The sequence below is a fragment of the Dickeya undicola genome, assembly GCF_000784735.1.
Classification (GTDB): Bacteria; Pseudomonadota; Gammaproteobacteria; order Enterobacterales; family Enterobacteriaceae; genus Dickeya; species Dickeya undicola.
The window spans coordinates 1-25,897 of the sequence record NZ_JSYG01000034.1 but is presented as its reverse complement, the minus strand read 5'-3'; the positions used below and the strand labels follow the sequence as shown (position 1 = coordinate 25,897).

The 25,897-nt window shown below is 55.0% G+C and carries 23 protein-coding genes and 1 tRNA gene; 12 read left to right on the top strand and 12 right to left on the bottom strand.

Features of this window, described 5'->3' with window-relative positions; all coding sequences use genetic code 11:
• Nucleotides 1-72: 72 nt before the first annotated feature.
• The gene (locus tag OB87_RS15910) at nt 73-462 is read left to right on the top strand and encodes a lysozyme inhibitor LprI family protein (protein ID WP_235425290.1); all 390 of its coding nucleotides are present in this window, start codon (nt 73-75) and stop codon (nt 460-462) included.
• A gap of 125 nt (nt 463-587) precedes the next feature.
• Here OB87_RS15910 and OB87_RS15905 read toward each other — a convergent pair whose 3' ends face one another.
• The 7 genes from OB87_RS15905 to pyrB form a co-directional block, all read right to left on the bottom strand.
• Nucleotides 588-1,322 carry a proteasome-type protease gene (locus OB87_RS15905; protein WP_033570397.1) on the bottom strand — a complete coding sequence of 245 codons (735 nt, stop codon included), beginning with the start codon at nt 1,320-1,322 and terminating at the stop codon, nt 588-590.
• A gap of 29 nt (nt 1,323-1,351) precedes the next feature.
• Nucleotides 1,352-2,173 carry a transglutaminase family protein gene (locus OB87_RS15900; protein WP_033570396.1) on the bottom strand — a complete coding sequence of 274 codons (822 nt, stop codon included), beginning with the start codon at nt 2,171-2,173 and terminating at the stop codon, nt 1,352-1,354.
• Complete coding sequence (locus OB87_RS15895) at nt 2,170-3,099, bottom strand: alpha-E domain-containing protein (RefSeq protein ID WP_033570395.1); 930 nt, start codon at nt 3,097-3,099, stop codon at nt 2,170-2,172. The genes OB87_RS15900 and OB87_RS15895 overlap by 4 nt, the downstream gene beginning before the upstream one ends.
• Complete coding sequence (locus OB87_RS15890) at nt 3,093-4,532, bottom strand: circularly permuted type 2 ATP-grasp protein (protein ID WP_033570394.1); 1,440 nt, start codon at nt 4,530-4,532, stop codon at nt 3,093-3,095. Before OB87_RS15890 ends, OB87_RS15895 begins: the two co-directional genes overlap by 7 nt.
• Nucleotides 4,533-4,781: 249 nt before the next feature.
• Entirely contained in the window at nt 4,782-5,168 is a 387-nt protein-coding gene (ridA, locus tag OB87_RS15885) for a 2-iminobutanoate/2-iminopropanoate deaminase (protein ID WP_033570393.1), read from the bottom strand.
• 113 nt (nt 5,169-5,281) lie between these two features.
• Nucleotides 5,282-5,746 (bottom strand): aspartate carbamoyltransferase regulatory subunit, encoded by a 465-nt coding sequence (pyrI, locus tag OB87_RS15880; protein WP_033570392.1) that lies wholly within the window; start codon nt 5,744-5,746, stop codon nt 5,282-5,284.
• 16 nt (nt 5,747-5,762) lie between these two features.
• On the bottom strand, nt 5,763-6,698 hold the full coding sequence (pyrB, locus tag OB87_RS15875) for an aspartate carbamoyltransferase (protein ID WP_033570391.1): 936 nt from the start codon (nt 6,696-6,698) through the stop codon (nt 5,763-5,765).
• A gap of 41 nt (nt 6,699-6,739) precedes the next feature.
• On the opposite strand from pyrB, the gene OB87_RS20745 reads away from it, so the two are divergent.
• The 4 genes from OB87_RS20745 to OB87_RS15860 all read left to right on the top strand — a co-directional run bounded on the left by OB87_RS20745 (nt 6,740) and on the right by OB87_RS15860 (nt 10,736).
• A complete protein-coding gene (locus OB87_RS20745) occupies nt 6,740-7,099 on the top strand; it encodes a hypothetical protein (protein ID WP_152605904.1) in 360 nt (119 codons plus the stop codon).
• Nucleotides 7,100-7,108: 9 nt separating this feature from the next.
• Nucleotides 7,109-7,576: a YhcH/YjgK/YiaL family protein gene (locus OB87_RS15870; protein WP_033570390.1), complete on the top strand. Its 468-nt coding sequence runs from the start codon at nt 7,109-7,111 to the stop codon at nt 7,574-7,576.
• Nucleotides 7,577-7,808: 232 nt separating this feature from the next.
• Complete coding sequence (locus OB87_RS15865) at nt 7,809-9,233, top strand: PTS transporter subunit EIIC (RefSeq protein ID WP_033570389.1); 1,425 nt, start codon at nt 7,809-7,811, stop codon at nt 9,231-9,233.
• Between the two features lie 66 nt (nt 9,234-9,299).
• The gene (locus OB87_RS15860) at nt 9,300-10,736 is read left to right on the top strand and encodes a 6-phospho-beta-glucosidase (protein ID WP_033570388.1); all 1,437 of its coding nucleotides are present in this window, start codon (nt 9,300-9,302) and stop codon (nt 10,734-10,736) included.
• A gap of 92 nt (nt 10,737-10,828) precedes the next feature.
• Here OB87_RS15860 and argF read toward each other — a convergent pair whose 3' ends face one another.
• Nucleotides 10,829-11,845, bottom strand: a complete 1,017-nt coding sequence (argF, locus tag OB87_RS15855) for an ornithine carbamoyltransferase (RefSeq protein ID WP_033570387.1) — start codon at nt 11,843-11,845, stop codon at nt 10,829-10,831.
• Between the two features lie 162 nt (nt 11,846-12,007).
• Between argF and rraB the strand changes: the two genes are divergently transcribed.
• Nucleotides 12,008-12,436 (top strand): ribonuclease E inhibitor RraB, encoded by a 429-nt coding sequence (gene rraB, locus OB87_RS15850; RefSeq protein WP_033570386.1) that lies wholly within the window; start codon nt 12,008-12,010, stop codon nt 12,434-12,436.
• A gap of 115 nt (nt 12,437-12,551) precedes the next feature.
• Here rraB and OB87_RS15845 read toward each other — a convergent pair whose 3' ends face one another.
• A complete protein-coding gene (locus OB87_RS15845) occupies nt 12,552-13,055 on the bottom strand; it encodes a GNAT family N-acetyltransferase (RefSeq protein ID WP_033570385.1) in 504 nt (167 codons plus the stop codon).
• Nucleotides 13,056-13,605: 550 nt separating this feature from the next.
• Here OB87_RS15845 and OB87_RS15840 point away from each other — a divergent pair.
• Entirely contained in the window at nt 13,606-14,673 is a 1,068-nt protein-coding gene (locus OB87_RS15840; protein ID WP_033570384.1) for an alpha/beta fold hydrolase, read from the top strand.
• Between the two features lie 141 nt (nt 14,674-14,814).
• The gene (locus OB87_RS15835; RefSeq protein ID WP_033570383.1) at nt 14,815-16,434 is read left to right on the top strand and encodes a methyl-accepting chemotaxis protein; all 1,620 of its coding nucleotides are present in this window, start codon (nt 14,815-14,817) and stop codon (nt 16,432-16,434) included.
• A 132-nt stretch (nt 16,435-16,566) separates the two neighbouring features.
• On the opposite strand, the gene OB87_RS15830 is transcribed toward OB87_RS15835, so the two are convergent.
• The 3 genes from OB87_RS15830 to pepA form a co-directional block, all read right to left on the bottom strand.
• Nucleotides 16,567-19,422, bottom strand: a complete 2,856-nt coding sequence (locus OB87_RS15830; protein WP_033570382.1) for a valine--tRNA ligase — start codon at nt 19,420-19,422, stop codon at nt 16,567-16,569.
• Between the two features lie 13 nt (nt 19,423-19,435).
• Complete coding sequence (locus tag OB87_RS15825) at nt 19,436-19,903, bottom strand: DNA polymerase III subunit chi (RefSeq protein ID WP_033570381.1); 468 nt, start codon at nt 19,901-19,903, stop codon at nt 19,436-19,438.
• A 114-nt stretch (nt 19,904-20,017) separates the two neighbouring features.
• A complete protein-coding gene (gene pepA / locus OB87_RS15820) occupies nt 20,018-21,526 on the bottom strand; it encodes a leucyl aminopeptidase (protein WP_033570380.1) in 1,509 nt (502 codons plus the stop codon).
• A 283-nt stretch (nt 21,527-21,809) separates the two neighbouring features.
• On the opposite strand from pepA, the gene lptF reads away from it, so the two are divergent.
• The 4 genes from lptF to OB87_RS15800 all read left to right on the top strand — a co-directional run bounded on the left by lptF (nt 21,810) and on the right by OB87_RS15800 (nt 25,771).
• The gene (gene lptF, locus OB87_RS15815) at nt 21,810-22,928 is read left to right on the top strand and encodes an LPS export ABC transporter permease LptF (RefSeq protein WP_033570379.1); all 1,119 of its coding nucleotides are present in this window, start codon (nt 21,810-21,812) and stop codon (nt 22,926-22,928) included.
• 1 nt (nt 22,929) lies between these two features.
• Complete coding sequence (gene lptG, locus OB87_RS15810; RefSeq protein WP_033570378.1) at nt 22,930-24,000, top strand: LPS export ABC transporter permease LptG; 1,071 nt, start codon at nt 22,930-22,932, stop codon at nt 23,998-24,000.
• 191 nt (nt 24,001-24,191) lie between these two features.
• Nucleotides 24,192-24,276: transfer RNA gene (locus tag OB87_RS15805), tRNA-Leu, on the top strand.
• Between the two features lie 217 nt (nt 24,277-24,493).
• Entirely contained in the window at nt 24,494-25,771 is a 1,278-nt protein-coding gene (locus OB87_RS15800; RefSeq protein ID WP_033570377.1) for a tyrosine-type recombinase/integrase, read from the top strand.
• Nucleotides 25,772-25,897: the final 126 nt, after the last annotated feature.

Genomic DNA, 25,897 nt, shown 5'->3' with positions numbered 1-25,897 from the left:
GGGTATCTCTGTATGGTGATTACTTTAGAGATATGTAATGTGATTTATGTCGTTTATATAATGTAGGTGGATATGGCTAGGAAAATAATTTTTTTGCTTTTAATGCTTCCTTTATCATTTTCATCTCAGGCAAGTGATATTCAATCCTGTTATGATAAAAAAGTGACAGCATATATTCAGAGTTGCATGGAGGCTTTAGCTCATGATGAGAATAAAAAATACCATGATGAATATGATAGTTTCATCAAAATTATTCGGCGTGAAGATTTAGCTAATTATAATGATTTTATTGAATCAACTAATGACGCTAAAGTTTTTTGGGAAAAATATATTAACAGTGAGTGCCAGGCTGAAGGGTTGTTAAACATCAAAGACTCTCCAGCTTATGCTATCGCTTATAATGAGTGCATGATTAAAGCTTACAGAACCAGAGTGACTTTTTATAAAAATTACCCATTCTGATTTTTTAATGCAATATACCTCGATTCAAAAATAACGTGAGTTGCAGGAAAACCAACGCACCTGTAACTCAAATTATTTAGGGTCGAGGGGCAATCTTTGAATACTCCTCGACGACAACGCACGCCTTATCCCTGCGCCGGAAACGGCGGCAACTGCCGGAAGGTGTTCTGCAACCCTTCCGACCAGGCTTTGCGGATGGCGATGAAATAAGGGTCGCTTTCGGTGATGCGGTGCTGCTCGCTGGCATCGAAGCTGCCGGTGCGATAAATCATCACGTCCAGCGGCAGGCCGACCGACAGGTTGCTGCGCAGTGTAGAGTCGATGGAAATCAGCGCGCAGCACATCGCCTGTTCCAGCGAGGTGTCCGCCGTCAGCACCCGGTCGATAATCGGTTTGCCGTACTTGCTTTCGCCAATCTGAAAGTAGGGGGTGTCGACGGTGGCTTCGATAAAATTACCTTCCGGGTAGATGTGGAACAGCCGCGGTGTTTCATCGCCAATCTGACCGCCCAGCAGCAGGTTGCAGCCGAAATTGGTGCTGCTACCGTTTTGCTGGGCCTGGCTGTCGCGGTGGATGACCTCGCGCACGGTTTCGCCCACCAGTGTGGCGGCGTCGTACAGCGTGCTGGTCTGCATCAGATTCGGCGTGTGCTGGTCCTGAATGCGGGCGTTCAGCAAGCTGATGATGCTCTGGGTGGTGGCGAGATTACCGGCGGACTGAAGTACCAGCACCCGTTCGCCTTCCTGACGGAACACATGGAGCTTTCTGAAGGTTGCGATGTGGTCGACCCCCGCGTTGGTGCGGGAGTCGGAAGCGAAAACCAGACCGTCAGACAGACGCATGGCCACACAGTAGGTCATACAACACCTTTTGAGTTAAACAGGACTCACTATTGCTGTTGCTGTGCCTGTTGTTGTCGCTCAAACAGGCTCACTTCAGCCTCGGAAAACATCTCTTCACAACCACCGCCGAGGCGGCTGCCGCGCACCGGGCAGGCATCCAGATAATCCATTCCCACCGCCAGCCGCAAGTGCTGATTGAGCCGTCGGGTGTTATTGGTGATATCAAAACTGTGCCAGCGTTCGTTCAGCCAGGCTTCGGCCCAGGCGTGCATCGCCACGTGCTCGGTATCCCGGCTGTAGACATAGCCGCTGACATAGCGTGCCGGAATGCGCAGGCTGCGACAGCAGGCCAGAAACACGTGGGTGTGATCCTGACATACCCCTTTGCCTTTGGCAAAAGCCGCCGCTGCGGTGTCGTGCACCTGCGTAGCGCCGGGAGTATACGGCATTTTCAGCCGCAGTTCCGCCATCAGCGTTTCCAGGCTGCCGACCGGATCGGCCTCGCGGTAATAGCGTCGGGCAAACTCGCGGATTGGCTCGTCCGCCTCGGTCAGCTCGGTGCCACGCAGAAAGACTAACGGCGACAACGACTCGCTGCTCTCCTCGGGTTGTTCTTCTCCGTTATCGGCAATTTCCACCACGCCCTGAGCGTGGATCAGGATGTCGTGATGAGGGTGGTCCAGCGTCAGCACGTGCATCAGGTTACCGTAAGCGTCGGTGGTGGCGACCGCCGAGGCTGGTAGCGTCAGTTTCCAGTCGCGGATGCGCTGATGGGCGGAATTTTGCGGCGTCAGTCGCAGGTACTGGGTGCTGAACTTCACTTCTTCATCGTAACGGTAGTGGGTCAGGTGATTGATGGTGAGTTTCATAGCGCCTCCAGATAGGTATGACGGATGCTGTCAGCCAGTTCGTTGATTTTAATGATGAAATCACTGAGATAATGTTGCAGGTCGTCGGCCAGTACATCGTCTATCGAGCCGAAGCGCAGTTCCACGTGCAGCAGGTGAGCCAGCCGCTGCGGGATGCGCGCGCGCTCGCTACCGATCATTTCCAGCTGTTGCACCAGGTCGCCCACGCAGGCGTGCAGTGAACGTGGTACGTCGTTGCGCAGCACCAGCAATTCGGTGACGGTTTCCCGGCTGATGGGCTGGCGATAAATACTGTGGTACGCCTCGCGGGCGCTTACCGCGCGCAGCAGGGTGTCGAGCCGATAGTATTCACGCACCGGGTCCGGGTCGTTGTTGAGTTGCTGGTCCTTGACTGTCAGTAATTGCGCGGTAGCGAACGCCCGCTCGATCAGGGTGCCGATGCGGATAAAACACTGGGCGTCGTTGCGCAGCAGGGTGCCGAACATAGCACCGCGAAACAGGTGTGCGCGTTCTTTCACCCAGTCGAAAAACGTGTCGATGCCGATCTTGTCCACCCCGGACTGCCGCAGATTACGGATATCGATGCGGGTGGTGTTGATGCATTCCCACACTTCGGAAGACAAACTGCCGCGCACCGCGTGGGCGTTATTCCACGCCATTTCGATGCAACTGTAGATGCTGCTGGGGTTGTGGCTGTCCAGCGCAAAAAAGTTCAGCAGGTTGTTCATGGTGAAGCGAGCATAGCGCTCCTGAAACAGCTCGTGAGTAAACGTCAGGTTGAGCGGCAGTGACAGGTCATGCTGCTGCTGATTGTGACGCGGCATCATCGACAGTTTGTAGGTGACGTCCAGCACGCGGGCAAAACTCTCTGCCCGTTCCAGATAACGGGCCATCCAGTACAGTTCGCTGGCGGTACGGCTTAGCATGATTGGTCCTCCTCCATCACCCAGGTGTCCTTGGTGCCACCGCCTTGCGAGGAGTTCACCACCAGTGAGCCTTCGGTCAGCGCTACGCGGGTTAGCCCGCCCGGCACCAGCCGGATCTCCTCGCCGTACAGCGCGAACGGGCGCAGGTCGATGTGGCGTGGTGCCAGCCCTTCCTCCACGAATGTTGGGCAGGTGGAGAGCGCCAGCGTGTCCTGAGCAATATAGTTGCCGGGGTTAGCCAACAGCCGCTGGCGGAAATCCTCGATTTGCTGGCGGGTGGATTTGGGGCCGACCAACATGCCGTAGCCGCCTGCGCCATGAACTTCTTTCACCACCATGCTGTCCAGATGAGCCAGCACGTAGCTGAGATCGTCGGGCTTGCGGCACTGCCAGGTGGGAATATTGCCGAGGATCGGCTCTTCGGACAGGTAAAAGCGGATCATCTCCGGCACGTAAGGGTAGATGGATTTGTCGTCTGCCACGCCGGTGCCGATGGCGTTCGCCAGCACCACGCCGCCGCTGCGGTATACCGACAGCAGCCCCGGCACGCCGAGCATCGAATCGGCGCGGAACGCCAGCGGGTCAAGAAAGGCGTCGTCGATGCGGCGGTAGATCACATCCACCCGGCACGGGCCTTCGGTGGTACGCATATACACCGCGCCTTCTTTGACAAACAGGTCAGCGCTTTCCACCAATTCCACCCCCATTTGCTGGGCGAGGAAGCTGTGCTCGAAATAGGCGCTGTTGAAGCGGCCCGGCGTCATCACTACCACTGTCGGGTCGTCGACGTGGGTACTTTCCCGCAGCGTCTGCAACAGGTAGCTGGGGTAACGCTCCACCGGCGCGATGTGCTGGCTGGCGAACAGGTCCGGGTAGAGCCGCATCATCATCTTGCGGTTTTCCAGCATATAGGACACACCGGACGGCGTGCGCAGGTTGTCTTCCAGCACATAATAATGGCCGTCGCTGTTGCGCACCATGTCGATGCCGGTGATGTGAGCGTAGATATTGTTGTGCAAATCAACACCCTGCATACAGGGCTGGTATTGCTCATTGGCGAGCACCTGTTCACGGGGCACGATACCGGCGTTGAGAATGTGTTGCTGATGGTAGATATCGTAGAGGAAGGCGTTGAGGGCTTTGACGCGCTGACGGATGCCAAGGTCAAGCATACGCCATTCATGGGCCGGAATGATGCGCGGTACGCTGTCAAAAGGAATCAGGCGCTCAGTACCGCCTTCTTCGCCATACACGTTAAAGGTAATCCCCACCCGGTGGAACAGCAGTTCCGCCTGTTCTTTCTTCTGGCGGATAGCGTGCTGGTCGGTCTGTTGCAGCCATTGCCAGTAGGCGTCGTAGTGCTGTCGTTGCCCGCCTTCTGCGCTGAGCATCTCATCGTAGTAAGGCGCGGTCGGAAGCGTCATTTTTATCATTGTCATCCCCTGCATTCCGCTTGATGGAAGATACTGAGAAAAATGCAGAAAACATGCCAGCGTGGTAAATGAGGCGCTTCTTGCTGACGGTAGGGGAAAACTGCACGTCACTGGTGCAAATTACGACGAACGGTGCGCTATGGCGGGGTGATGCAGCGAAAATAACGAAATAAAATGGTGCGGAAGTGGGGGCGGGTGCACCGGCGTGAAACACCCGGCGCGCGGTGCAGCGCGGCCGGGTAACTGACTCTAGCCGCGAACCGCGATAGCTTCGATCTCGATTTTCACGTCTTTCGGCAGACGAGCCACTTCCACGCAGGAACGGGCCGGGAACGGCGCGTTGTGCTCAGTGAAGAAGGCTTCATAGGCGGCGTTCACCGTGGCGAAGTCGTTCAGATCTTTCACGAACACCGTGGTTTTGACGATGTTGCCCACTTTCAGACCGGCCGCTTCCACGATGGCTTTCACGTTTTCCAGCGACTGACGCGCCTGTGCGGTGACGTCGTCCGGCACCAGGCCGGTTTTCGGATCCACCGGGATCTGGCCGGAGGTGATGATCATGCTGCCCAGGTCAACACCCTGAACATAAGGACCGATAGCGGCCGGAGCCTGTTCCGTACTGATAATGCGTGACATGTTTTCTCCTGATTATGTCTGAAATGATGCGACTCCCGCATTATTCCAAAAAGCCCGCCGTCAGGCCAATACCGCAATCCGATAGGCCGTATTTTCCTGACGGCAACCGCCTATCAGTGGCTGTTCAGCACCGCCTGGCGTTCAAATTCTTTCTCGCAGTATTTGCATTTCAACTGCACGTCGCCGCCGCGCTGTTTCACGCTGAACGATGAACTGACCGGCTCGCTGCGGCTGATGCAGTTGCTGTTGGGGCAGGTCAACACGCCTTCAATGTGAGACGGTAACTGTGGCTGCAACTTGCGCACCACTTCGTAGTTATCAATCTGGTTCACGGTGGCTTGTGGCGCGTACATCGCCAGTTGGTTGGCCTGCTCATCGGTCAGGAAAATGTTTTCGATCTTGATCAGATCCTTGCGGCCCAGATGGTTGGACGGCAGGTTCAGGCCGATGGTGATGCGCTGGTCAGTGGCGGTCAGTTTGAACAGCGTCAGTAACTTGAAGCCCACCTGCGCCGGAATATGGTCGATCACGGTGCCGCGTTTGATGGCTTCTACCTGTAATTTATTGTCGTGAGTCATGCTGTATGCTCCTCTCTCACAGAACCAGTTCGCTGTTCAGAACCAGCGCCAGCAGAGCCTGGCGCGCGTAAATACCGTTGCCTGCCTGCTGGAAGTAGTAGGCGTAAGGGGTGTTGTCCACGTCGGTGGTGATTTCATCGATGCGCGGCAGCGGGTGCAGTACTTTCAGATTGTCGCGGGCGCTGCCGAGGTCGGCGGCGCGCAGGATAAACTGTGACTTGATGTTGATGTACTCCGACGGGTCCAGCCGCTCTTTCTGCACGCGGGTCATGTACAGAATGTCCAGTTGCGGTGCGACTTCCTCAATGCTGGTGTGCAGGCTGTAGGGGATATCTTTTTCTTTCAGCATATTAAGGATGTAATCCGGCATCGCCAGCGCGTCCGGGGAGATGAAGTAGAAGCGGTTGCCGTCGAACTTAGCCAGCGCCTGCGTCAGAGAATGGACGGTGCGGCCGTACTTCAGGTCGCCGACCATGGCGATATTGATGTTGTTCAGGCGGCCCTGGGTTTCCTGAATGGTGAACAGGTCCAGCAGTGTCTGGGACGGGTGCTGGTTGGCACCGTCACCGGCGTTGAACACCGGCACGCCGCCGGAGAACTCAGTTGCCAGTCGCGCTGCGCCTTCCTGCGGGTGGCGCATCACGATGGCGTCCACATAGTTGCTGATAACTGAAATCGTATCCGCCAGGGTTTCGCCTTTCTTGCCGAGCGAGGTGTTGTTGCTGTCGGCAAACCCGACCACCGACGCGCCCAGCCGGTGAATGGCGGTTTCAAACGACAGGCGGGTACGGGTGGAGGCTTCAAAGAAACAGCTGGCAATCACTTTGTGCTTCAGCAGTTCCGGCTGCGGATGGGCTTTCAGGCTGGCCGCCACCTTGAGCGTCAGTTCCAGATCGTCCCGGCTGAGATCGTTGATTGAGATGATGTGTCTTTTATATAGCGGATTGACCATTTGGCTATGCTCCCCTCGGTTAGGCCCGGTAAACAAACGGTATGACTGGCGGCGACAGGCAAAAAAAAGCCCCTCAACGAGGGGCTTTTTTTACGAATCTGTCAGGCAATGGAAGGAAAAACGCTGTCATGCCGCCAACAGGCAGTTGCGGTTCGGCACTCACAAAAACAGCAGCGTCAGACATGTTCCCTCCCGGCAAATTGTCCGGAATTATACGCGCCGAAGAAGTGAATTCAAGCAGAAAAACGCTGTCTTTTCGCGGCGGGCAATCGGTTGCGGTTGATTGTTTCATAGTAAGAAGAAACGCATCGTTCGGATCACTTTTTTACTCTCGCTGGCTGGCGGCCCGCTGCCGACAGGAGTATAAGGAATCAAAACATTGTTTCAGTTTATTTTTTTAAGGAGCGATCATGATTACCGGTAATGTCGACCATCTGGAGCTGGTTCCCTATCTGCCCGCTAAATTGCGCGAGGCGATTGAGTATGTAAAACAGCATATCAACGCCGATACCCCGCTGGGTAAGCATGATATCGACGGCAATAAGGTGTTTGTGTTGGTGTCAAACGACAGCACGGATCTGTTTGAGAAACGCCGCGCTGAGTATCACGCCAAATACCTGGACATCCAGATTGTGCTGAACGGCACCGAAGGCATGACCTTCAGCAATCTGCCTGCGGGCAAACCGGACGTGGACTGGCTGGCGGACAAAGACATCGCGTTTCTGCCTGCTGGCGAGCAGGAAAAACAGTTTGTGCTGAATAAAGGCGATTTTGTGGTGTTCTTCCCCGGTGAAGTGCACAAACCGCTGTGTGCAGTCGGCGCCCCGGCCCACGTGCGCAAGGCTGTTGTGAAGATCGACGCCTCGCTGGTGCTGTAATCTGCTATTCATGACAAAAGGCGCAGCAGCGCCTTTTGTATTTTGACCGACCTCGTTTTTTCTCCTGATATCCCTTCTGTTAACAGCCTATCGGATGTGATCCCGCCCGTAAAACCGGCTGAAGGTTTTATGAAACCGGTTGCAGTGGTAATGGCTTTCATGCAGTCTGAAACCGGTTTCAGTTGTGGTCGATCAACGAAGTGGTTACCGAATATCAACGTGAGGTAGCGCCATGTCAGGGATTCGAGATTACGCGAAATTAGCGCAGAGCATTCTGCAGGAAGTGGGTGGTCAGCCGAATATTGTCGATTGTTCCCGTTGTGCCACCCGGCTACGTCTGATACTGGCGCAAACGCCTGAGAACGCCAAAGCGCGGATTCAGAGCCTGCCTGGCGTGATTGGAGTGGTGGAGAGTGCGGGTCAGTTTCAGGTGGTCATCGGTGTACATGTGGCGGAAGTGTATAGCCAGATGGCAGCGCTGCTCGGCGAGGGTGCTATGCACGGCGAAGAGCCCCGTCGGCGTGTACTGGATACAGTGATCGCCACCATGTCGGCGGTGTTCGCGCCAATTGTGTATATTCTGGCGGCCGCAGGGATACTGCAAGGCATACTGATCGTTATTCAGCAGTTCTCCGACGGTTTTGCCCTCACCGGCACCTACCGCGTGCTCAATTTCATGTCCTGGACGCCGTTTGCCTTTCTGCCGGTGTTTATTGCCCTGACAGCTTCCCGTCATTTTCGTTGCAACACCTACATCGCGGTACTGTGCTGCTGCGCGCTGATCAACCCGGAATGGACGGCAATGGCGGGGAAAATCGCCGCCGGTGAGTCGATCACGCTGTTGGGGCTGCCGCTGGCGAAGACGGTGTATACCGCATCGGTGCTGCCGCCATTGTTTCTGGTGTGGCTGCTGGCATGGGTAGAACGTCGGGTGGAAAAGCGGCTGCCGGATATCGTCAGTGCGCTGTTTACCCCGTTGATCTGCTTTGTGATTGTGGTGCCGCTGACGTTGCTGTTGATAGGCCCGGCCAGCACCTGGGTCGCTACCGGGATCGCAGCGGGTTACAACGCGTTGTTTAACGCCTTCCCGGCGCTGGCGGCCGCGATTATCGGCGGTGTCTGGCAGATCATTGTGATCTTCGGCGTGCACTGGGGCATCACGCCCGTTGTTATGGCGAATTTCGATCTTAACGGCCATGACTCGTTCCAGGCGTTTCAAACTATCGCCGTAGTCGCCCAGATGGCGGCTACCTTCGGCTGTTTTTTGAAAACACGAAACCGTGAACTGAAAACGCGTTCGATGTCAGCGGGGGTAACGGCGATCTTTGGCATCACCGAACCGGCTATTTACGGGGTGACGTTGCGCTACAAGAAACCCTTTATCTGCGGCTGCATCGGCGGTGCGGTCGGTGCGGTTGTCGCCAGTCTGTTTGGGTCGCTGTATTACGCCTTTGCCGCCTTGCCAGGCGTGCTGACGGTGATCAACGCCATCAACCCGTCCGCACCGATGTCGTTTATCGGCGAGTTGGCGGGTTGCGGTGTGGCAATCGTGCTGACTATCGGGTTGGTGATGGTGGTGGGATTTGACGACCCGGTGGAAGAAACGGCCACGGCCCCAGCGGGAACGGCATCGGCCCAGACCAGCACACCGGTTTGATATGACTATGAATATTGAGTGCCTTACCGTCGGCGTATGGCGGTGTTGAAAGAGGAGGTGGAGAGTATGAGTCAATTACCCGCAGGGTTCTTATGGGGAGGCGCGGTAGCGGCGCATCAGCTGGAAGGCGGCTGGAGTGAAGGCGGCAAGGGCGTCAGCGTGGTGGATGTGCTGACCGCCGGTGCGCACGGTAAACTGCGCCGCATTACCGACGGCGTGATTCCCGGCGAGTCCTACCCGAACCACGAGGCAATCGACTTTTATCATCGTTATAAGGACGATATCGCGTTGTTTGCGGAAATGGGTTTCAAATGTTTTCGCACCAGCATCGCCTGGACGCGTATTTTCCCCAACGGCGACGAAACGGAGCCGTGCGAAGCCGGGCTGAAGTTTTACGATGACCTGATCGACGAACTGCTCAAACACGGTATCGAGCCAGTGCTGACCCTCAGCCATTTCGAGATGCCGCTGCATCTGGTGCAGCAGTACGACGGTTGGATGAGCCGCAAAACGCTGGACTGCTTTGTGCATTTCGCCGCCACGGTGATCGCGCGTTACCAGCACAAAGTGAAGTACTGGATGACCTTCAACGAGATCAACAACCAGAAGAATGTGTCGGCCGAGATTTTCGGCTGGATGTGTTCCGGGGTGAAGTTCCCGCAGAAGGAAAAACCGGAAGAGGCGATGTATCAGGCGGTGCACCATCAGTTCGTCGCCAGCGCGCTGGTGGTGAAAACCGCGCATGACATCAACCCGGATATCAAAGTGGGCTGCATGTGCTCGTTTGTGCCGTACTACCCGTATTCCTGCCATCCGGAAGACGTGATGCTGGCGGCACGTTCAATGCACGACCGTTTCTATTTTTCCGATGTGCATGTGCGCGGTCACTATCCGGCCTACGCGAAACGCGAATGGGCGCTCAAGGGCTACCACATTCATATGGAACCGGAAGATGAGCGGATTCTGCAGGAAGGTAAGGCGGACTATATCGGCTTCAGTTACTACATGTCGAACGTGGTGAAACACGATGTGCAGAACGATATTGACGCCAGTATGGACGGCAGTTCCGAGCATTCTATTGCCAACCCGCACCTGAAAGCCAGTGACTGGGGCTGGCAGATTGACCCGACCGGGCTGCGCTATGCGCTGGTGACGTTGTATGAGCGTTATGAAGTGCCGTTGTTTATCGTGGAGAACGGGTTAGGTGCCGTCGATAAGCCGGATGCGCACGGCGTGTGTCAGGATGACTACCGTATCGATTATCTGCGTTCCCATATTGAAGCCATGAAGGCGGCGGTGTGGGAAGATGGCGTTGACCTGATGGGGTATACCCCGTGGGGCTGCATCGATCTGGTGTCGTTCACCACGGGCGAAATGGCGAAGCGTTACGGTTTCATCCACGTCGAGAAGCATGACGACGGCACCGGGACGTTGAAACGGACACCGAAGAAATCCTTCCACTGGTATCAGCAGGTAATTAGCTCGAACGGCGAAGATCTGTAAGCCGGGGCGGGCGCTGTTGCCTGGGCCGATAGGGCCGGTTTATCCGGCCCATCCGCTGAACCAAATCACCTGTGGATTTGGCTCATCTTAAATTAAATCTCGACGCTCTGGCTTAATGTCGCCACCATCACCGCTTTGATGGTGTGCATACGGTTTTCCGCCTGGTCGAACACAATGCTGTGGGCAGATTCAAACACATCATTGGTGACTTCCATACCATTGTGCAGGCCGTACTGCTCTGCCATTTGTTTGCCGAGCGTGGTCTGATCGTCGTGAAACGCAGGCAGGCAGTGGAGGAATTTCACCTGCGGATTGCCAGTTGCGGCGATCATCGCGGTGTTGACCTGGTATGGGCGCAGCAGGTCGATACGCTGCTGCCATACTTCTTTCGGTTCCCCCATCGAAACCCATACATCGGTATAGATGAAGTCCACGCCGTTCACTCCGGCCGCCACATCTTCTGTTAACGTAATCGAACCGCCGGTTTTGGCTGCGGCGGCCTGACACTCCGCCACCAGACCGGCATCCGGCCAGCAGGCTTGCGGGGCGATTAGTCGTAGATCTAACCCGGTGATGGCGGCGGCTTCCAACATACTGTTGCCCATATTGTTGCGGGTATCGCCCACGTAGGCCAACTTCATGCCCGACAACGATTTACCCGGCAGGTGCTCCTGCATGGTCAGCAGGTCTGCCAGTAACTGGGTGGGGTGGAATTCGTTGGTCAGTCCGTTCCAGACCGGCACGCCGGAAAACTCGGCCAGCGTTTCTACCAGCACCTGGCCGTAACCGCGGTACTGGATACCGTCGTACATGCGGCCCAGCACGCGGGCGGTGTCTTTCATTGATTCTTTATGACCGATCTGGCTGCCGCTGGGGCCGAGGTAGGTGACTTGTGCGCCCTGATCGTATGCAGCAACTTCGAAAGAGCAACGAGTGCGGGTCGAATCTTTTTCGAAGATGAGTGCGATGTTTTTACCTTGCAGGTAGCGGTTCTCGGTGCCGTTTTTTTTGTTGGTTTTGAGGGTGGCGGCGAGAGCCAGAAGGCCGTTGATTTCAGTCGGCGTAAAATCCATCAGCCGTAAAAAATGGCGTTTGTAGAACGGGTTCATCGTTGTCTTCTCCATGTGGCTCAACACTGAAGGTTGAATTAAAATTCACTTTATATGTGTAAATATTCAAATTCAAGTGCCGCGTTCAAACTTTCTGGTGGAGAGAGAGGCTAGCCTGTGGGAAAATAGCACCATCTTTGCCGCTTTTAAGAGGACTGAGACATGGCAAACCGCGAACTGCTGGAAGAACAACGTGAAGAAACTCGTCTGATCATTGAAGAATTGCTGGAGGATGGTAGCGATCCTGATGCGCTCTACACCATCGAACACCATTTCTCAGCCGAGAAGTTTGACGAACTGGAGAAAGTGGCGGTTGAAGCATTCAAGCTGGGCTATGAAGTGACTGACGCCGAAGAAATGGAAATGGAAGACGGCGTGGTGCTGATGTGCTGCGATGCTATCAGTGAGGTGGCATTGAACGCTGAGCTGATTGATCAACAAGTGGAACAACTGCTGGCGCTGGCCGAGCGTCATGGCGTCAACTACGACGGCTGGGGCACCTATTTCGAAGACCCGGACGGCGAGGATGAAGACGAATTCGGGGAAGACGAAGATTTTTATGATGAGGATGACGACGGCAAACGTCACTGATTCTGCTGTTATCCACCGCCCGGCATCGCCGGGCGGTGTGCTTTCTACGCCGTACCATTGACGGTGCAGGCATTTTTACTGTTTTTTCAAAAGCTCTACTGTGTTTTCAAGATCTCTACAGCGTTTTCAACATCCTGACTTCACAGTCCACATGGCCGGTGTTGCCCATAGCGTGTGTGATATGTTTGAAGCCGAGTTTTTCATACAGGTGGATAGCGCTGGTCAGGTGTGCGGTCGTTTCCAGATAACAGCGGCGAAACCCTTGCTCGCGGCCGAAGGTGAGCGCCTGCTCTGCCAATCGCCGGGCAATGCCCTGGCCGCGTGCCAGCGGCAGAAAATACATTTTTTGTAATTCGCAGACATCCGACTCACCGCCAGACAGCGGAGCCAGGCCGCCGCCGCCAACCACTTCGTGATTGCATTCCACCACCCAGTAGGCGCTGTGAGGCCGATTATAAAGCTCAAACAACCGATCCAGGTCGGGGTCGGAAACGGTATATCCCTTGTCGGCAGTGAGGCCGAATTCAGCAGAAACACGGCGTATCACGCTGGCAATCGCCGTGTTGTCGGCGGCAGTAATCGGACGGGTCAGCAGCGGTATGGACGCAGGGGTTGTCATGTTGCTCACTCTTGTCGGCAGAATCCTGTCAGGTTAAAAACGTCGGTAACCGGCTGGCGTTTCCTAATGAAACCTTACGCACTGTCGGTTACACATACCCCCGATTATACGTATCGACACGTCGGCTCAAAACCCTGTTATAAATAAACATGCGTAACGACGAAAAGTACAACGGAGCCGAAGAGAATGACAAACACATCCCCACGGGAGCCGCTGGTGATCCGCAACGATGACCTGACCAATCAGTTCCTGCATCTGTCGCTATAGATGACGGCTTGGTTTATCTCCATCACCCCTGCGTACAGGTGACAATATCGGCAACCGGAAGGTAACGGCAAGCGACATTTGCGGTAAATGGCGTATGTCTGAACAGAATCGGGGCACGAATTGTTTCATAAGTCTTGTCCGGGGGTAAATTATATAGCGTGATAACTAAAATTATTGGCAGATAATTATCTTTTTAATGATTAGTCCGCGAGCATTATTGGATATTTTACAGGAAACATTAACATCAGAGTCCCCCCGCCTATGATTACGGAAGAGTTGTTTTATGGTTAATCGCTTGTTGTCTGGACTGGCTGGTCTGGTTTTTCTCTTTGTTTTATCCCCCTTTTCAACCGCAGAAACACTACAACCACAAGAAGGAAATTGGACCGCGCCCGAATTCCGATTCCATACCGGAGAAACCATCAATAATCTCCGTATTCACTATTACACGTTGGGCGATAGCAAAAAACCGGCCGTATTATTGCTGCATGGTACGAATCAGCCGGTCAGTGCCTTATTGGCCGCAGGTTTTGGTGGGGAATTATTTGGCCCCGGTCAGCCGCTGGACGTCAGCAAATATTTCATCATCATTCCTGAAAGTATTGGTTCTGGAAAATCGGCTAAGCCGTCAGACGGACTGCGCACTACATTCCCGCAATATAACTATGATGACATGGTGTTGGCGCAATATCGCCTGTTGACCGAAGGCCTGGGTATTAAGCATTTGCGTCTGGTCATGGGATATTCGATGGGGGGGATGCACACCTGGATGTGGGGTGAAAAATACCCGGACATGATGGATGCGTTGGTGCCGATGGCGTCGCAGCCGAACGAGCTCTCCGGTCGTAACTGGATGCTGCGCCGAATGCTGATTGAGACTATCAAGCGCGATCCAGAGTGGAAAAACGGTAATTACACGACTCAGCCGCCGTCGTTGCAGACCGCCAATATCATGTTCAGCATCGCCACCACCGGCGGTACGCTGGGCTACCAGAGCAAAGCACCGACCCGTGCTCTGGCAGACAAACTGGTGGACGCGCGTCTGGCTGCACCGGTCACGGCCGATGCCAACGACTTTATTTATATCTGGAATTCTTCGGCGGATTATAACGCCTCGCCGGAATTAAACCGTATTAAGGCTCCGTTGCTGGTGATCAATTCCGCCGACGATGAACGTAATCCGGTTGAAACAGGAATACTGGAAAGTGAGTTGAAAAAAGTGAAACACGCCGAGCTGTTTTTGATTCCGGCAAGTAAAGAAACCAGCGGTCACGCCACTATGATGTCGGCGAAGTTTTACAAGAATAAGCTGGGTGCATTTTTGGCGGCGGTTCCGCCACATAATAAATAACGGAAATTGATAATATTAGGCCGACGACAACAACACCATAATGTCGGCCATTTCCTTTCATGAAATTTCCTTTTCATTTTTGTTGCGGTTTATGTATGGGCTGAGGCTCATGTTTTTTATTACCAAACAACAGGGACAATTATGTTTCGTAAGATAAAGATCCGCACAACGCTCAGTATTATGGTGTTCTCTCTGGCGGTGCTGTCATTGATTGTGGGCCTCCTGGGGTTGGTGGCGGTCCAGTCGGGGAATAAATCGTTTGCACATGTAGATAACGTGGTGCTGCCGGGGCTGGTGGCATTGAATGAAAGTTCGGAATTGTTATTGCGCGCCCGTTTGGATTTACGGTTGTACGAGTCGCTGATGGGCAAGGGGGATAAGGATGCCGCCACGGTAGCGCTCAAGCGCGCCAGAGGCAAAATTGATGATGCTGGCAAGAAGTGGCAGGAGTATTTGACCTATCCGCAAGCGGCACAGGAAAAGGTCATTTCTTCCGATATGGCGACCAAACGCGACACCCTGATGAATGAATTCATCAACCCGGCGTTTATCGCGCTGGAGGCTGGTAATCTGGATGAGTATCGCCAGCGGGCGGGTAAATCCACGTCGCTGTACGCCAATTTTGACGGCGCGGCGAAAAAGCTGGTGCAGTACAAGCGTCAGAGCATTGATGAGGCGTACAGTGACTCTAATGCGCGCGTTAGCCGTATGCAGGTCATTCTGACGGTCGTCATCGTGTGTGCACTGATGCTGGCGGCGTTGGCCTGGTCGATTCTGACCAATCTGGTGGTAAAACCGCTCAATCAGGCGATTACCGTGTTTGACCGGATTGCTGAAGGCGACTTGCGCGCGAAAATTGAGATTCGCGGCAATAATGAAATCGCTCAGCTGTTTGGTGCGGTACAGCATATGCGCGACGGGCTGGAAGATATGGTGCGTGCGGTGCGTAATGGCACCGACGCCATTAGTGTCGGCGTTGAGGAGATCGCTTCCGGTAACATCGACCTGTCCAGCCGTACTGAACAGCAGGCTGCATCGCTGGATGAAACCGCCGCCAGTATGGAACAGATTCTGGCGACGGTGAGCAACAACGAAGACAGCACCCGCAAGGCCAACGACCTGGCGAAGAAAGCGTCGGATTCCGCCTCTCGCGGCGGCGATGTAGTGACGGAAGTGGTGGATACCATGCGTTCTATCCAGCAGAGCTCGTCCCGCATTTCCGACATCGTGGGTGTCATTGACGGTATTGCTTTCCAGACCAACCTGCTGGCGCTGAACGCGGCGGTGGAAGCGGCGCGGGCGGGCGAACAAGGCAAAGGCTTCGCGGTGGTGGCGTCTGAAGTACGTACTCTGGCCCAGCGCAGTGCTACGGCCGCCAAAGAGATCGGTACGATGATCGATAACTCGCTGGGGCGTATCGAAAAAGGTGCCGGACTGGTAGAAGTGGCGGGTAAGACGATGGATGAGATCCTGTCGGATGTTCGTAAATTGGCGGATATCATGGGCGAGATCATGCTGTCTTCCGGTGAACAGAGCCGGGGTATCTCACAGATCAATATCGCCATCAATCAGATGGACGGGGTGACCCAGCAGAACGCCAGTCTGGTGGCGGAGGTGGCGACGGCCGCCAGCTCGCTACAGGCGCAGGTGACGCATCTGCAACAGTCGATCGCCAGCTTCCGTCTCGACAATGAGGCGCAATCGGTGCCGGGCGGCAGTCTCAATGCGCCGTCGCGTGTGGCACTGGTTGGCGCGCGGTAACCCCCGCTCGATATCATCAGAATCACATCAAATAAAAAGCCCAGCGGTAACCTGCGGGGCTTTTTTTCTTTTAATCAATCGGTTATCCATCAGGCTAATGCCAGTGTTGACTGGCGTTAGCCTGTGGCTTGATTACAGCGCGGCGATGGTGGCTTGCTGTTCCAGCAGCTTGGCTTTGGCGACCGCGTAACCGTCGCGTTTTTCGCGCTCTTTGGCGACAACCGCTTCCGGTGCACGTGCGACAAAACCTTCGTTGGACAGTTTGCTGTCGATGCGGCTGATTTCCAGTTCGAGCTTCGCCACTTCTTTTGCCAGCCTGTCCAACTCGGCGACTTTGTCAATCAGACCCGCCATAGGGATCAGCAACTCGGCACCTTCCACCAGTTTGGTCACGGATACCGGGCCTTTGTCGCCCGCAGGCAACAGCGTGATGCTCTCCAGACGCGCCAGCGTCTGGATGAAGCCGAGGTTGTCCTGCACGCGGCGGGCTGCCTCGGCGGAGGCATCACGCAGCAGCAGCGTCAGCGGCTTGCTGGGCGCGATATTCATTTCGGCACGGATGTTACGCACCGCAATGATCGCCTGCTTGATCCACTCCAGGTCGTTGAATGCCTGTTCGTCGTCCAGCGCGGCGTCAAAGGCCGGGAACGGTTGCAGCATAATGGTGTCGGCCGTCACGCCTTTCAGCACTTTCACCCGTTGCCAGATGGTTTCGGTAATGAACGGGATGATCGGATGAGCCAGGCGCAGCAGTGCTTCCAGTACGGTGACCAGCGTATGGCGGGTGCCGCGCAGTTCGGCTTCGCTGCCGCCTGTCATCACCGGTTTGGTCAGTTCCAGATACCAGTCGCAGAACTGGTTCCAGGTGAATTCGTACAGCACGTTGGCGGCCAGGTCGAAACGGTAGCCGTCCAGCGCTTCGCGGTAGGCTTTCACCGTGCGGTTGAATTCTGCCAGGATCCAGCGGTCTGCCAGCGACAGGACTTTCTCACCACCGTTAAAGCCACAATCCTGCTCTTCGGTATTCATCAGCACGAAGCGGCTGGCGTTCCACAGCTTGTTACAGAAGTTGCGGTAACCTTCCAGGCGTTTCATGTCCCAGTTGATGTCGCGACCCGTGGAAGCTAGCGCCGCCAGCGTAAAGCGCAGGGCATCGGTGCCGTGCGGCTCGATACCGTTCGGGAACTGTTTTTCGGTGCGCTTGCGGATTTTTTCCGCCAGCTGCGGCTGCATCATGTTGCCGGTGCGTTTTTCCAACAACGCTTCCAGCGAAATACCGTCCACCATATCCAGCGGGTCAATCACGTTGCCCTTGGATTTGGACATCTTCTGGCCTTCCTCGTCGCGGATAAGCCCCGTCATGTACACGGTGTGGAACGGCACCTGCGGCTTGCCGTCTTCATCCTTGATGAAGTGCATGGTCAGCATGATCATGCGGGCAATCCAGAAGAAAATGATGTCGAAGCCGCTGACCATCACGCTGCTTGGATGGAAGGCTTTCAGCTCCGCGGTCTGTTCCGGCCAACCCAGAGTAGAGAAGGTCCACAACCCGGAGGAGAACCAGGTGTCCAGCACGTCTTCGTCCTGACGCAGCGCGATATCGTCGCGCAGGTTGTTGTCGCGGCGTACTTCGGCTTCATCACGGCCGACATAGACCTTACCGTTGTCGTCGTACCACGCCGGGATACGGTGACCCCACCACAGCTGGCGGGAGATACACCAATCCTGAATATCGCGCATCCAACTGAAGTACATGTTTTCGTACTGCTTCGGCACGAACTGGATACGGCCGTCTTCCACCGCTTCGACGGCTGGTTTAGCCAGCACGCCAGCACGCACGTACCACTGGTCGGTCAGCATCGGTTCGATAACCACGCCACCACGGTCGCCATACGGCACGGTCAGATCATGCGGCTTGATGTCGTCCAGCAGGCCCAGTTCGTCAAAGGCGGCCACGACTGCTTTACGGGCGGCAAAACGTTCCAGTCCGCGAAACGCTTCTGGGATGTCGCTGCTGTAAGCGGTGCTGGCTTCACCGTTGGTGCTGAAGATTTCTGCTTCCTGGCGGATATCACCGTCAAAGGTCAGGATGTTGATCATCGGCAATTGATGACGCTTACCGACTTCGTAGTCGTTGAAATCGTGCGCCGGGGTGATTTTCACGCAGCCGGTGCCTTTTTCCATATCGGCGTGTTCGTCGCCGACGATCGGAATGCGGCGGCCGACCAGCGGCAGGATCAGGAATTTGCCGATCAGATCCTTATAACGTGGATCTTCCGGATTCACCGCCACGCCAGTATCACCCAGCACGGTTTCCGGACGGGTGGTGGCGACCACCAGATAATCGTTGCCTTCGGCGGTTTTAGCACCGTCCGCCAGCGGGTAACGCAGGTGCCACATTGAGCCTTTAACGTCGCGGTTTTCCACTTCCAGATCGGAAATCGCGGTGCGCAGTTTCGGGTCCCAGTTCACCAGGCGTTTGCCGCGGTAGATCAGGTCTTCTTTATACAGACGGACGAACACTTCTTTCACCGCGTTGGACAAGCCATCGTCCATGGTGAAGCGCTCGCGATCCCAGTCTACCGAGTTGCCCAGACGACGCATCTGGCGGGTAATGGTGCCGCCGGATTCTGCCTTCCACTGCCAGATTTTATCGATAAACGCTTCGCGGCCGTAATCGTGGCGGGTTTTGCCTTCTTCGGCGGCGATCTTACGTTCCACTACCATCTGGGTGGCGATACCGGCGTGGTCGGTCCCGGCCTGCCACAGGGTGTTCTTACCCTGCATACGCTGGTAGCGGATCATCGTATCCATAATGGTTTGCTGGAAAGCATGACCCATGTGCAGGCTGCCGGTGACGTTGGGCGGCGGGATCATGATGCTGAAGCTTTCCTGGCTGGTGTCGCCGTTGGGCTTGAAGTAGCCCTGTTTTTCCCAGTGCTCGTACAGCGGCTGCTCAATATCGTGCGGGTTGTATGTCTTTTCCATTATGCTCAAAAAGTCAGTGAGTTGGCGGCGTCGCCGTGGTCAATTGGAAGCCGACGCTGCGATAGGCCTTGTAGCGGTCGCGCGCCAACTGTTTCAGAGATTCTTCGTAAGGAACGAAGTCTATCACTTCATGGAAAGCGGTGGCAAAATCTGCGAACTGTGGCAGCAGGCTGATCAGCACGTCGCGCGGCGCGTTGCCACGCTTTTGCGGCCAGGCCAGTTCCACCGGTGCACCCTGTCGCGGCCCTTCTCCGGCCAAATTATGTGGGACGAACGCGTGAGGTTCGCGTTGCCACAACGCTTCGTCCAGCCTTAATGCCTGCTGTTCGTCCTCGCAGGCGATCAGCACTCGCTGGCCGGTACGCCAGCGCGCCGCCGCCAGCTCGCAGGCCAACGCCTCGCAGGCGTTCAGTTCGCCGCTGGGGTGGTCGTGATCAATAAGGCTTTCGTGATCAATAAGATAGAAGGTCGCGTTTTTCATGGTGCTCCGCATACCGATGAGGGTCACAGACAGAATAACAAATCCCCGCAAGCGCGGGGATCAGGCCGGAAGGGAATGAATGCGCCACCGGTTGACGGTGGCGATTGCCGATGATTACTCGGCGTCATTCAACCCGGCGCGGTTCAGCAGGAACTGCGACAGCAGTGCCACCGGGCGGCCGGTCGCGCCTTTGGCTTTGCCAGAACGCCAGGCGGTGCCAGCGATATCCAGATGCGCCCAGCTGTACTTACGGGTAAAGCGCGACAGGAAACAGGCGGCGGTGATTGCCCCGCCAGGACGACCACCGATGTTGGCCATGTCGGCGAAGTTGGAGTCCAGTTGTTCCTGATACTCGTCACCCAACGGCAGACGCCAGGCGCGATCGCCCGCCTGTTCCGATGCCCCCAGCAGTTCGTGCGCCAGTGGGTTGTGGTTCGACATCAGTCCGGTCAGGTGGTGGCCCAGTGCGATGACGCAGGCACCGGTCAGGGTGGCGACGTCAATCACCACGTCTGGCTCGAAACGCTCGACGTAGGTCAGGGCATCACACAGCACCAGACGGCCTTCAGCGTCGGTGTTCAGCACTTCGACCGTCTGGCCGGACATGGTGGTGAGAATGTCACCGGGGCGATAGGAACGGCCATCGACCATATTTTCGCAACCAGCCAGAATGCCGATGATGTTGAGCGGCAATGCCAGCTCCGCCGCTACGCGCATCACGCCATAAACCGAAGCCGCGCCGCACATGTCGTACTTCATTTCGTCCATGCTATCGGCCGGTTTAATCGAGATGCCACCGGCGTCAAAGGTCAGGCCTTTGCCTACCAGCACGATCGGTTTGCTGTTGTTGTCTGGGTCGCCTTTGTATTCGATCACCGACATCAGCGATTCGTTCTGCGAGCCCTGTCCTACCGCCAGATACGCGTTCATACCCAGCTCTTTCATCTGCTGTTCGCCGATGACGCGGGTGGTCACCTGGCTGTAGCCGTCGGCCAGCTGACGTGCCTGCGAGGCCAGATAAGCAGCATTACAGATGTTGGGCGGCATATTGCCCAAATCCTTGGCCGCCTTGATACCAGAGGCAATCGCCAGGCCGTGCTGGATGGCGCGCTCGCCGGAAGTCAGCTCACGGCGGGTTGGCACGTTGAACACCATCTTACGCAACGGGCGACGCAACTCGACCTTGTTGGTCTTCAGTTGATCAAAGGTGTAGAGCGTCTCTTTGGCGGTTTCGACCGCCTGACGCACTTTCCAGTAAGTGTTGCGGCCTTTTACATGCAGCTCGGTCAAAAAGCAGACGGCTTCCATCGAGCCGGTTTCATTGAGCGCGTTGATGGTTTTCTGGACAACCTGCTTGTACTGGCGCTCATCAAGCTCACGCTCTTTGCCGCAACCAATCAGCAAAATGCGCTCGGAAAGGATATTGGGTACATGGTGCAAGAGCAGGGATTGCCCAACCTTGCCCTCCAGTTCGCCACGGCGAAGTAGCGCGCTGATGTAACCGTCGCTGATTTTATCGAGTTGTTCTGCGATAGGGGACAGCCGACGCGGTTCGAACACGCCGACGACAATGCAGGCACTGCGTTGTTTTTCCGGGCTACCGCTTTTTACGCTGAACTCCATGTACTCTCCTGAATCTTTAAAGACAACGGCAGGATCTACGGCTAGAATGTGACACTCCGTAATATTTTCCCGCCGTTGCGTTAACATAACCTGTGTTAATCTAAACGACGTAGCGAATCTGTGCAGAGGATACTCAGCAGGTTCTGATAAACATCCCACAAACAGGGATGTTTTAATAAAGCTTTAGCTACGAAGGTTGCCACAAATGAGTGTAAATGGCGAGTTAGCGAAAAAACTATCGACTTTCCTGCAAAAATACAAGTTTTCACAGGCGTAATTAAGCGTGATCATCATTCGATATCTGGTCCGGGAAACCTTTAAGAGCCAGGTGGCCATTCTGTTTGTCCTGTTGCTGATTTTTTTCTGTCAGAAACTGGTGCGAATACTGGGCGCTGCCGTGGACGGCGACATCCCGACGAATCTGGTTTTGTCCCTGCTGGGGCTGGGTGTGCCTGCGATGGCGCAACTGATTTTGCCGTTGAGTCTGTTCCTCGGGCTGCTGATGACCTTCGGGCGGCTCTATGCTGAAAGTGAAATCACCGTCATGCACGCCTGCGGGCTGAGTAAAAGCGTGTTGCTCAAGGCCGCGTTGTTGCTGTCGCTGTTGACGGGAGCGCTTGCCGCCGCGAACGTGCTGTGGCTCAGTCCCTGGTCGTCGCGCCATCAGGACGAAGTGCTCGCGGAGGCGCGCGCTAACCCTGGTATGGCATCGCTGGCGGAAGGCCAGTTCCAGCAGTCGCAAGATGGCAACTCGGTGCTGTTCGTCGGCAAGGTAAACGGCAGCGAATTTGAGCGGGTCTTTCTGGCGCAGTTGCATCCGCGTGAGAACACCCGGCCGTCAGTGGTCGTGGCCGATCGTGGGACGGTTGCGGCGCGTAGCGACGGCTCTCAGGTCGTGACGCTCAATAAAGGCACCCGTTATGAAGGAACGGCGATGCTGCGTGATTTCCGCATCACCGATTTTACCAATTATCAAGCCACCGTTGGTTATCAATCGGCCGCGGTCGACCCGAGCAATGTCGAGCAGATGAGTCTGCAGGCGTTGTGGCACTCTTCGGACATTGCCGCCCGAGCTGAGTTTCACTGGCGGTTGACGTTGGTTCTGTCGGTGCTGATCATGGCGGTGATGGTCGTACCGCTAAGTGTGGTCAACCCGCGTCAGGGCCGGGTGCTAAGCATGTTGCCTGCTATGCTGCTGTATCTGGTGTTCTTCCTGTTGCAAAGTTCGCTACGTTCCAACGCCAGTAAGGGCAAAATTGACCCGATGGTGTGGATGTGGCTGACCAACCTTGCCTATCTTGCGCTTGCCATCATCCTAAACCTGTGGGACAGCGTGCCAGCGCGTAAAATGCGCGCCAGCTTGAAATCGGGTAATCGTCAGAAAATAAAAGGAGCGGCCTGAGATGTTTCGCGTACTGGACCGCTATATCGGTAAAACCATTTTCAACACCATCATGATGACGCTGTTCATGCTGGTGTCGCTGTCCGGCATCATCAAGTTTGTCGATCAGCTACGCAAAGTGGGGCAAGGCAGTTACTCGGTGGCGGGAGCCGGGGTGTATACCTTACTCAGCGTGCCGAAAGACATTGAGATCTTCTTCCCGATGGCCGCGCTGCTGGGCGCACTGCTCGGGCTCGGAACGCTAGCCACCCGCAGCGAACTGGTCGTGATGCAGGCTTCTGGTTTTACCCGCTTGCAGATCGCCGGTTCGGTAATGAAAACAGCTATTCCATTGGTGCTGTTGACCATGGCGATTGGCGAATGGGTGGCACCAGCGGGTGAGCAGATGGCCCGTAATTACCGTTCACAGATGATGTACGGCGGCTCGATGCTGTCGACCCAAAGCGGGATGTGGGCCAAAGACGGCAACGATTTCGTCTACATTCAGCGTGTGGCGGGGGAAAATGAGCTGGTCGGCGTCAACATCTATCATTTCGACAAACAAAGTAAACTGCTTTCTGTTCGTTACGCTGCGTCGGCGGTATATGAGAATGGTGCCTGGAAACTGTCTCAGGTTGAAGAGTCTGATCTGCGCGACAGTAAGCAGATTGGCGGTAGCCAAACGGTAAGCGGCGAATGGAAAACCAACCTGACGCCGGACAAGCTTGGCGTGGTGGCGTTGGAGCCGGATGCGCTGTCTATTCGCGGCTTATATGACTACATCACCTACTTGCGCCAGAGCGGGCAAGAGGCCAATCGTTACCTGCTCAACATGTGGAGCAAATTGTTCGCGCCGCTTTCTGTGGCTGTAATGATGTTGATGGCGTTGTCGTTCATCTTTGGTCCGCTGCGTAGCGTCCCTGCGGGTATGCGAATTGTCATTGGCATCAGCTTCGGTTTTCTGTTTTATGTGCTGGATCAGATCTTCGGTCCGCTCAGTCTGGTGTACCACATCCCGCCAGTGCTGGGCGCTTTGTTACCGAGCGCGTTGTTCCTGTTTATTAGCGTCATGCTGCTGCTGAAACGTCGTTGATTCACCTTTTACATCAAACGGGCGTGCTTCGGCTTGCCCGTTTTTTTTATCCGGTTGCATGGGTCATCCATCGACATCACCCCGACAACGGCGATTTTTTCAGCGCTTGCAACGCCATACGACGGATTAAGGTTGCACCGGGCTCGCACCACGGTATAATCCCCCACGTTTTCCGCAAAGTACTACTTCGTGCCGAAGTGGCGAAATCGGTAGACGCAGTTGATTCAAAATCAACCGTAGAAATACGTGCCGGTTCGAGTCCGGCCTTCGGCACCAAAATTCAAAAATCAAGCCACCTTCGGGTGGCTTTTTTTGTCCGTCATCGTCCAGTAACTTCCATATATAATTGTTAAATAAAGATTTAATCTGATTTTATTGTCTGGGTGGATTGTGTGTTTTTTCCACAGCGGTCTTTTTGCATCCGTTGTAATCCAGAAGTTGTTGGGGGCATAATCGGGGGCATCTCCACTTCGATAAGATATGTGCCCCCAAAATGAAGCTCAACGCCCGTCAGGTCGAGACTGCCAAACCCAAAGAGAAAACCTACAAGATGGCGGATGGGGGCGGCTTATATCTTGAAATTACCCCACGCGGTTCAAAATACTGGCGCATGAAGTATCGGCGTCCTGATGACAAGAAAGAAGACCGGCTGGCTTTTGGTGTTTGGCCGACAGTCACCCTGGCTGAGGCTCGCGCTAAACGTGATGAAGCTAAAAAGCTGCTGGTGCAAGGTATTGACCCAAAGGCTGAACAAAAAGAGGCACAGGCTGAAACTGCGGGGGCGTATACCTTTGAGACTATCGCCCGGCAGTGGCACGCCAGCAACAAGCGCTGGGGCGATTATCACCGTGCACGGGTGATGCGTTATCTTGAACTGTACATTTTTCCGCATATTGGCACGGCAGATATCCGTAAACTCAAAACCAGCCATCTGTTAGCACCGATAAAAGCGGTGGATGCCAGCGGCAAGCACGATGTAGCACAACGCCTGCAACAGCGTGTTACGGCGATTATGCGCTATGCCGTGCAGAACGATTATATTGACTCTAACCCGGCCAGTGACATGAGCGGGGCATTAACGACGACGAAAGCACGGCACTATCCCGCCTTGCCGCCGGAACGTCTTCATGAGTTCCTGTCACGTCTTGCGGCTTATCGTGGCCGCCAGATGACACGTATCGCAGTCGAACTCACGTTGCTGACGTTTGTACGTTCCAGCGAGCTTCGTTTTGCCCAATGGTGCGAGTTTGATTTTGATAAAGCTTACTGGCGGGTTCCGGCACAGCGGGAAGCGATCAAAGGTGTGCGTTACTCCTATCGTGGCATGAAGATGAAGGAAGAGCACATCGTGCCGCTCAGTCGTCAGGCCGTAGCGCTGCTGGAGCAGTTAAAGACAATTAGCGGCGACAACAGATGCCTTTTCCCTGGTGATCATGACCCGGAAAAAGTGATGAGCGAAAACACGGTCAATAATGCGCTGCGAGCAATGGGTTACGATACGCAAACCGAAGTTTGCGGACACGGTTTCAGAACGATGGCGCGAGGCGCGTTAGGGGAATCTGGCATGTGGAGTGACGACGCGATAGAGCGTCAGTTAAGTCATTCTGAGCGGAACAATGTCCGGGCGGCTTACACTCACACTTCTGAGTATCTGGATGAGCGGCGGTTAATGGTGCAGTGGTGGGCGGATTATCTTGATGCTAATCGTGATAGCTATATTACACCTTATGATTTTGCAAGGATAACAATAAAGCGAAATGATTTACCTTGAAAGTTTATCACACGTTAGTGTTTATTGAAGTGGTCAGTTTTGGCACCTACAGTGAGTAACTAGGGGAAAACAAATATTCATAGAGAGTGCCTCTTAACTCGTTGCGGACTTTGTTGAATAAATCAG

What these genes read in the sequence shown, in the direction of transcription:
- pyrB (WP_033570391.1), bottom strand. Translation starts at nt 6,698, where the DNA reads ATGGTCAATCCGCTATATAAAAGACACATCATCTCAATCAACGATCTC.
- OB87_RS15900 (WP_033570396.1), bottom strand. Translation starts at nt 2,173, where the DNA reads ATGAAACTCACCATCAATCACCTGACCCACTACCGTTACGATGAAGAA.
- OB87_RS15910 (WP_235425290.1), top strand. Translation starts at nt 73, where the DNA reads ATGGCTAGGAAAATAATTTTTTTGCTTTTAATGCTTCCTTTATCATTT.
- ridA (WP_033570393.1), bottom strand. Translation starts at nt 5,168, where the DNA reads ATGTCACGCATTATCAGTACGGAACAGGCTCCGGCCGCTATCGGTCCT.
- OB87_RS15895 (WP_033570395.1), bottom strand. Translation starts at nt 3,099, where the DNA reads ATGCTAAGCCGTACCGCCAGCGAACTGTACTGGATGGCCCGTTATCTG.
- OB87_RS15800 (WP_033570377.1), top strand. Translation starts at nt 24,494, where the DNA reads ATGAAGCTCAACGCCCGTCAGGTCGAGACTGCCAAACCCAAAGAGAAA.
- OB87_RS15865 (WP_033570389.1), top strand. Translation starts at nt 7,809, where the DNA reads ATGTCAGGGATTCGAGATTACGCGAAATTAGCGCAGAGCATTCTGCAG.
- OB87_RS15890 (WP_033570394.1), bottom strand. Translation starts at nt 4,532, where the DNA reads ATGATAAAAATGACGCTTCCGACCGCGCCTTACTACGATGAGATGCTC.
- OB87_RS15860 (WP_033570388.1), top strand. Translation starts at nt 9,300, where the DNA reads ATGAGTCAATTACCCGCAGGGTTCTTATGGGGAGGCGCGGTAGCGGCG.
- OB87_RS15905 (WP_033570397.1), bottom strand. Translation starts at nt 1,322, where the DNA reads ATGACCTACTGTGTGGCCATGCGTCTGTCTGACGGTCTGGTTTTCGCT.
- OB87_RS15830 (WP_033570382.1), bottom strand. Translation starts at nt 19,422, where the DNA reads ATGGAAAAGACATACAACCCGCACGATATTGAGCAGCCGCTGTACGAG.
- OB87_RS15840 (WP_033570384.1), top strand. Translation starts at nt 13,606, where the DNA reads ATGGTTAATCGCTTGTTGTCTGGACTGGCTGGTCTGGTTTTTCTCTTT.
- pyrI (WP_033570392.1), bottom strand. Translation starts at nt 5,746, where the DNA reads ATGACTCACGACAATAAATTACAGGTAGAAGCCATCAAACGCGGCACC.
- OB87_RS15825 (WP_033570381.1), bottom strand. Translation starts at nt 19,903, where the DNA reads ATGAAAAACGCGACCTTCTATCTTATTGATCACGAAAGCCTTATTGAT.
- OB87_RS15870 (WP_033570390.1), top strand. Translation starts at nt 7,109, where the DNA reads ATGATTACCGGTAATGTCGACCATCTGGAGCTGGTTCCCTATCTGCCC.
- lptG (WP_033570378.1), top strand. Translation starts at nt 22,930, where the DNA reads ATGTTTCGCGTACTGGACCGCTATATCGGTAAAACCATTTTCAACACC.
- pepA (WP_033570380.1), bottom strand. Translation starts at nt 21,526, where the DNA reads ATGGAGTTCAGCGTAAAAAGCGGTAGCCCGGAAAAACAACGCAGTGCC.
- argF (WP_033570387.1), bottom strand. Translation starts at nt 11,845, where the DNA reads ATGAACCCGTTCTACAAACGCCATTTTTTACGGCTGATGGATTTTACG.
- rraB (WP_033570386.1), top strand. Translation starts at nt 12,008, where the DNA reads ATGGCAAACCGCGAACTGCTGGAAGAACAACGTGAAGAAACTCGTCTG.
- OB87_RS15835 (WP_033570383.1), top strand. Translation starts at nt 14,815, where the DNA reads ATGTTTCGTAAGATAAAGATCCGCACAACGCTCAGTATTATGGTGTTC.
- OB87_RS20745 (WP_152605904.1), top strand. Translation starts at nt 6,740, where the DNA reads ATGACTGGCGGCGACAGGCAAAAAAAAGCCCCTCAACGAGGGGCTTTT.
- OB87_RS15845 (WP_033570385.1), bottom strand. Translation starts at nt 13,055, where the DNA reads ATGACAACCCCTGCGTCCATACCGCTGCTGACCCGTCCGATTACTGCC.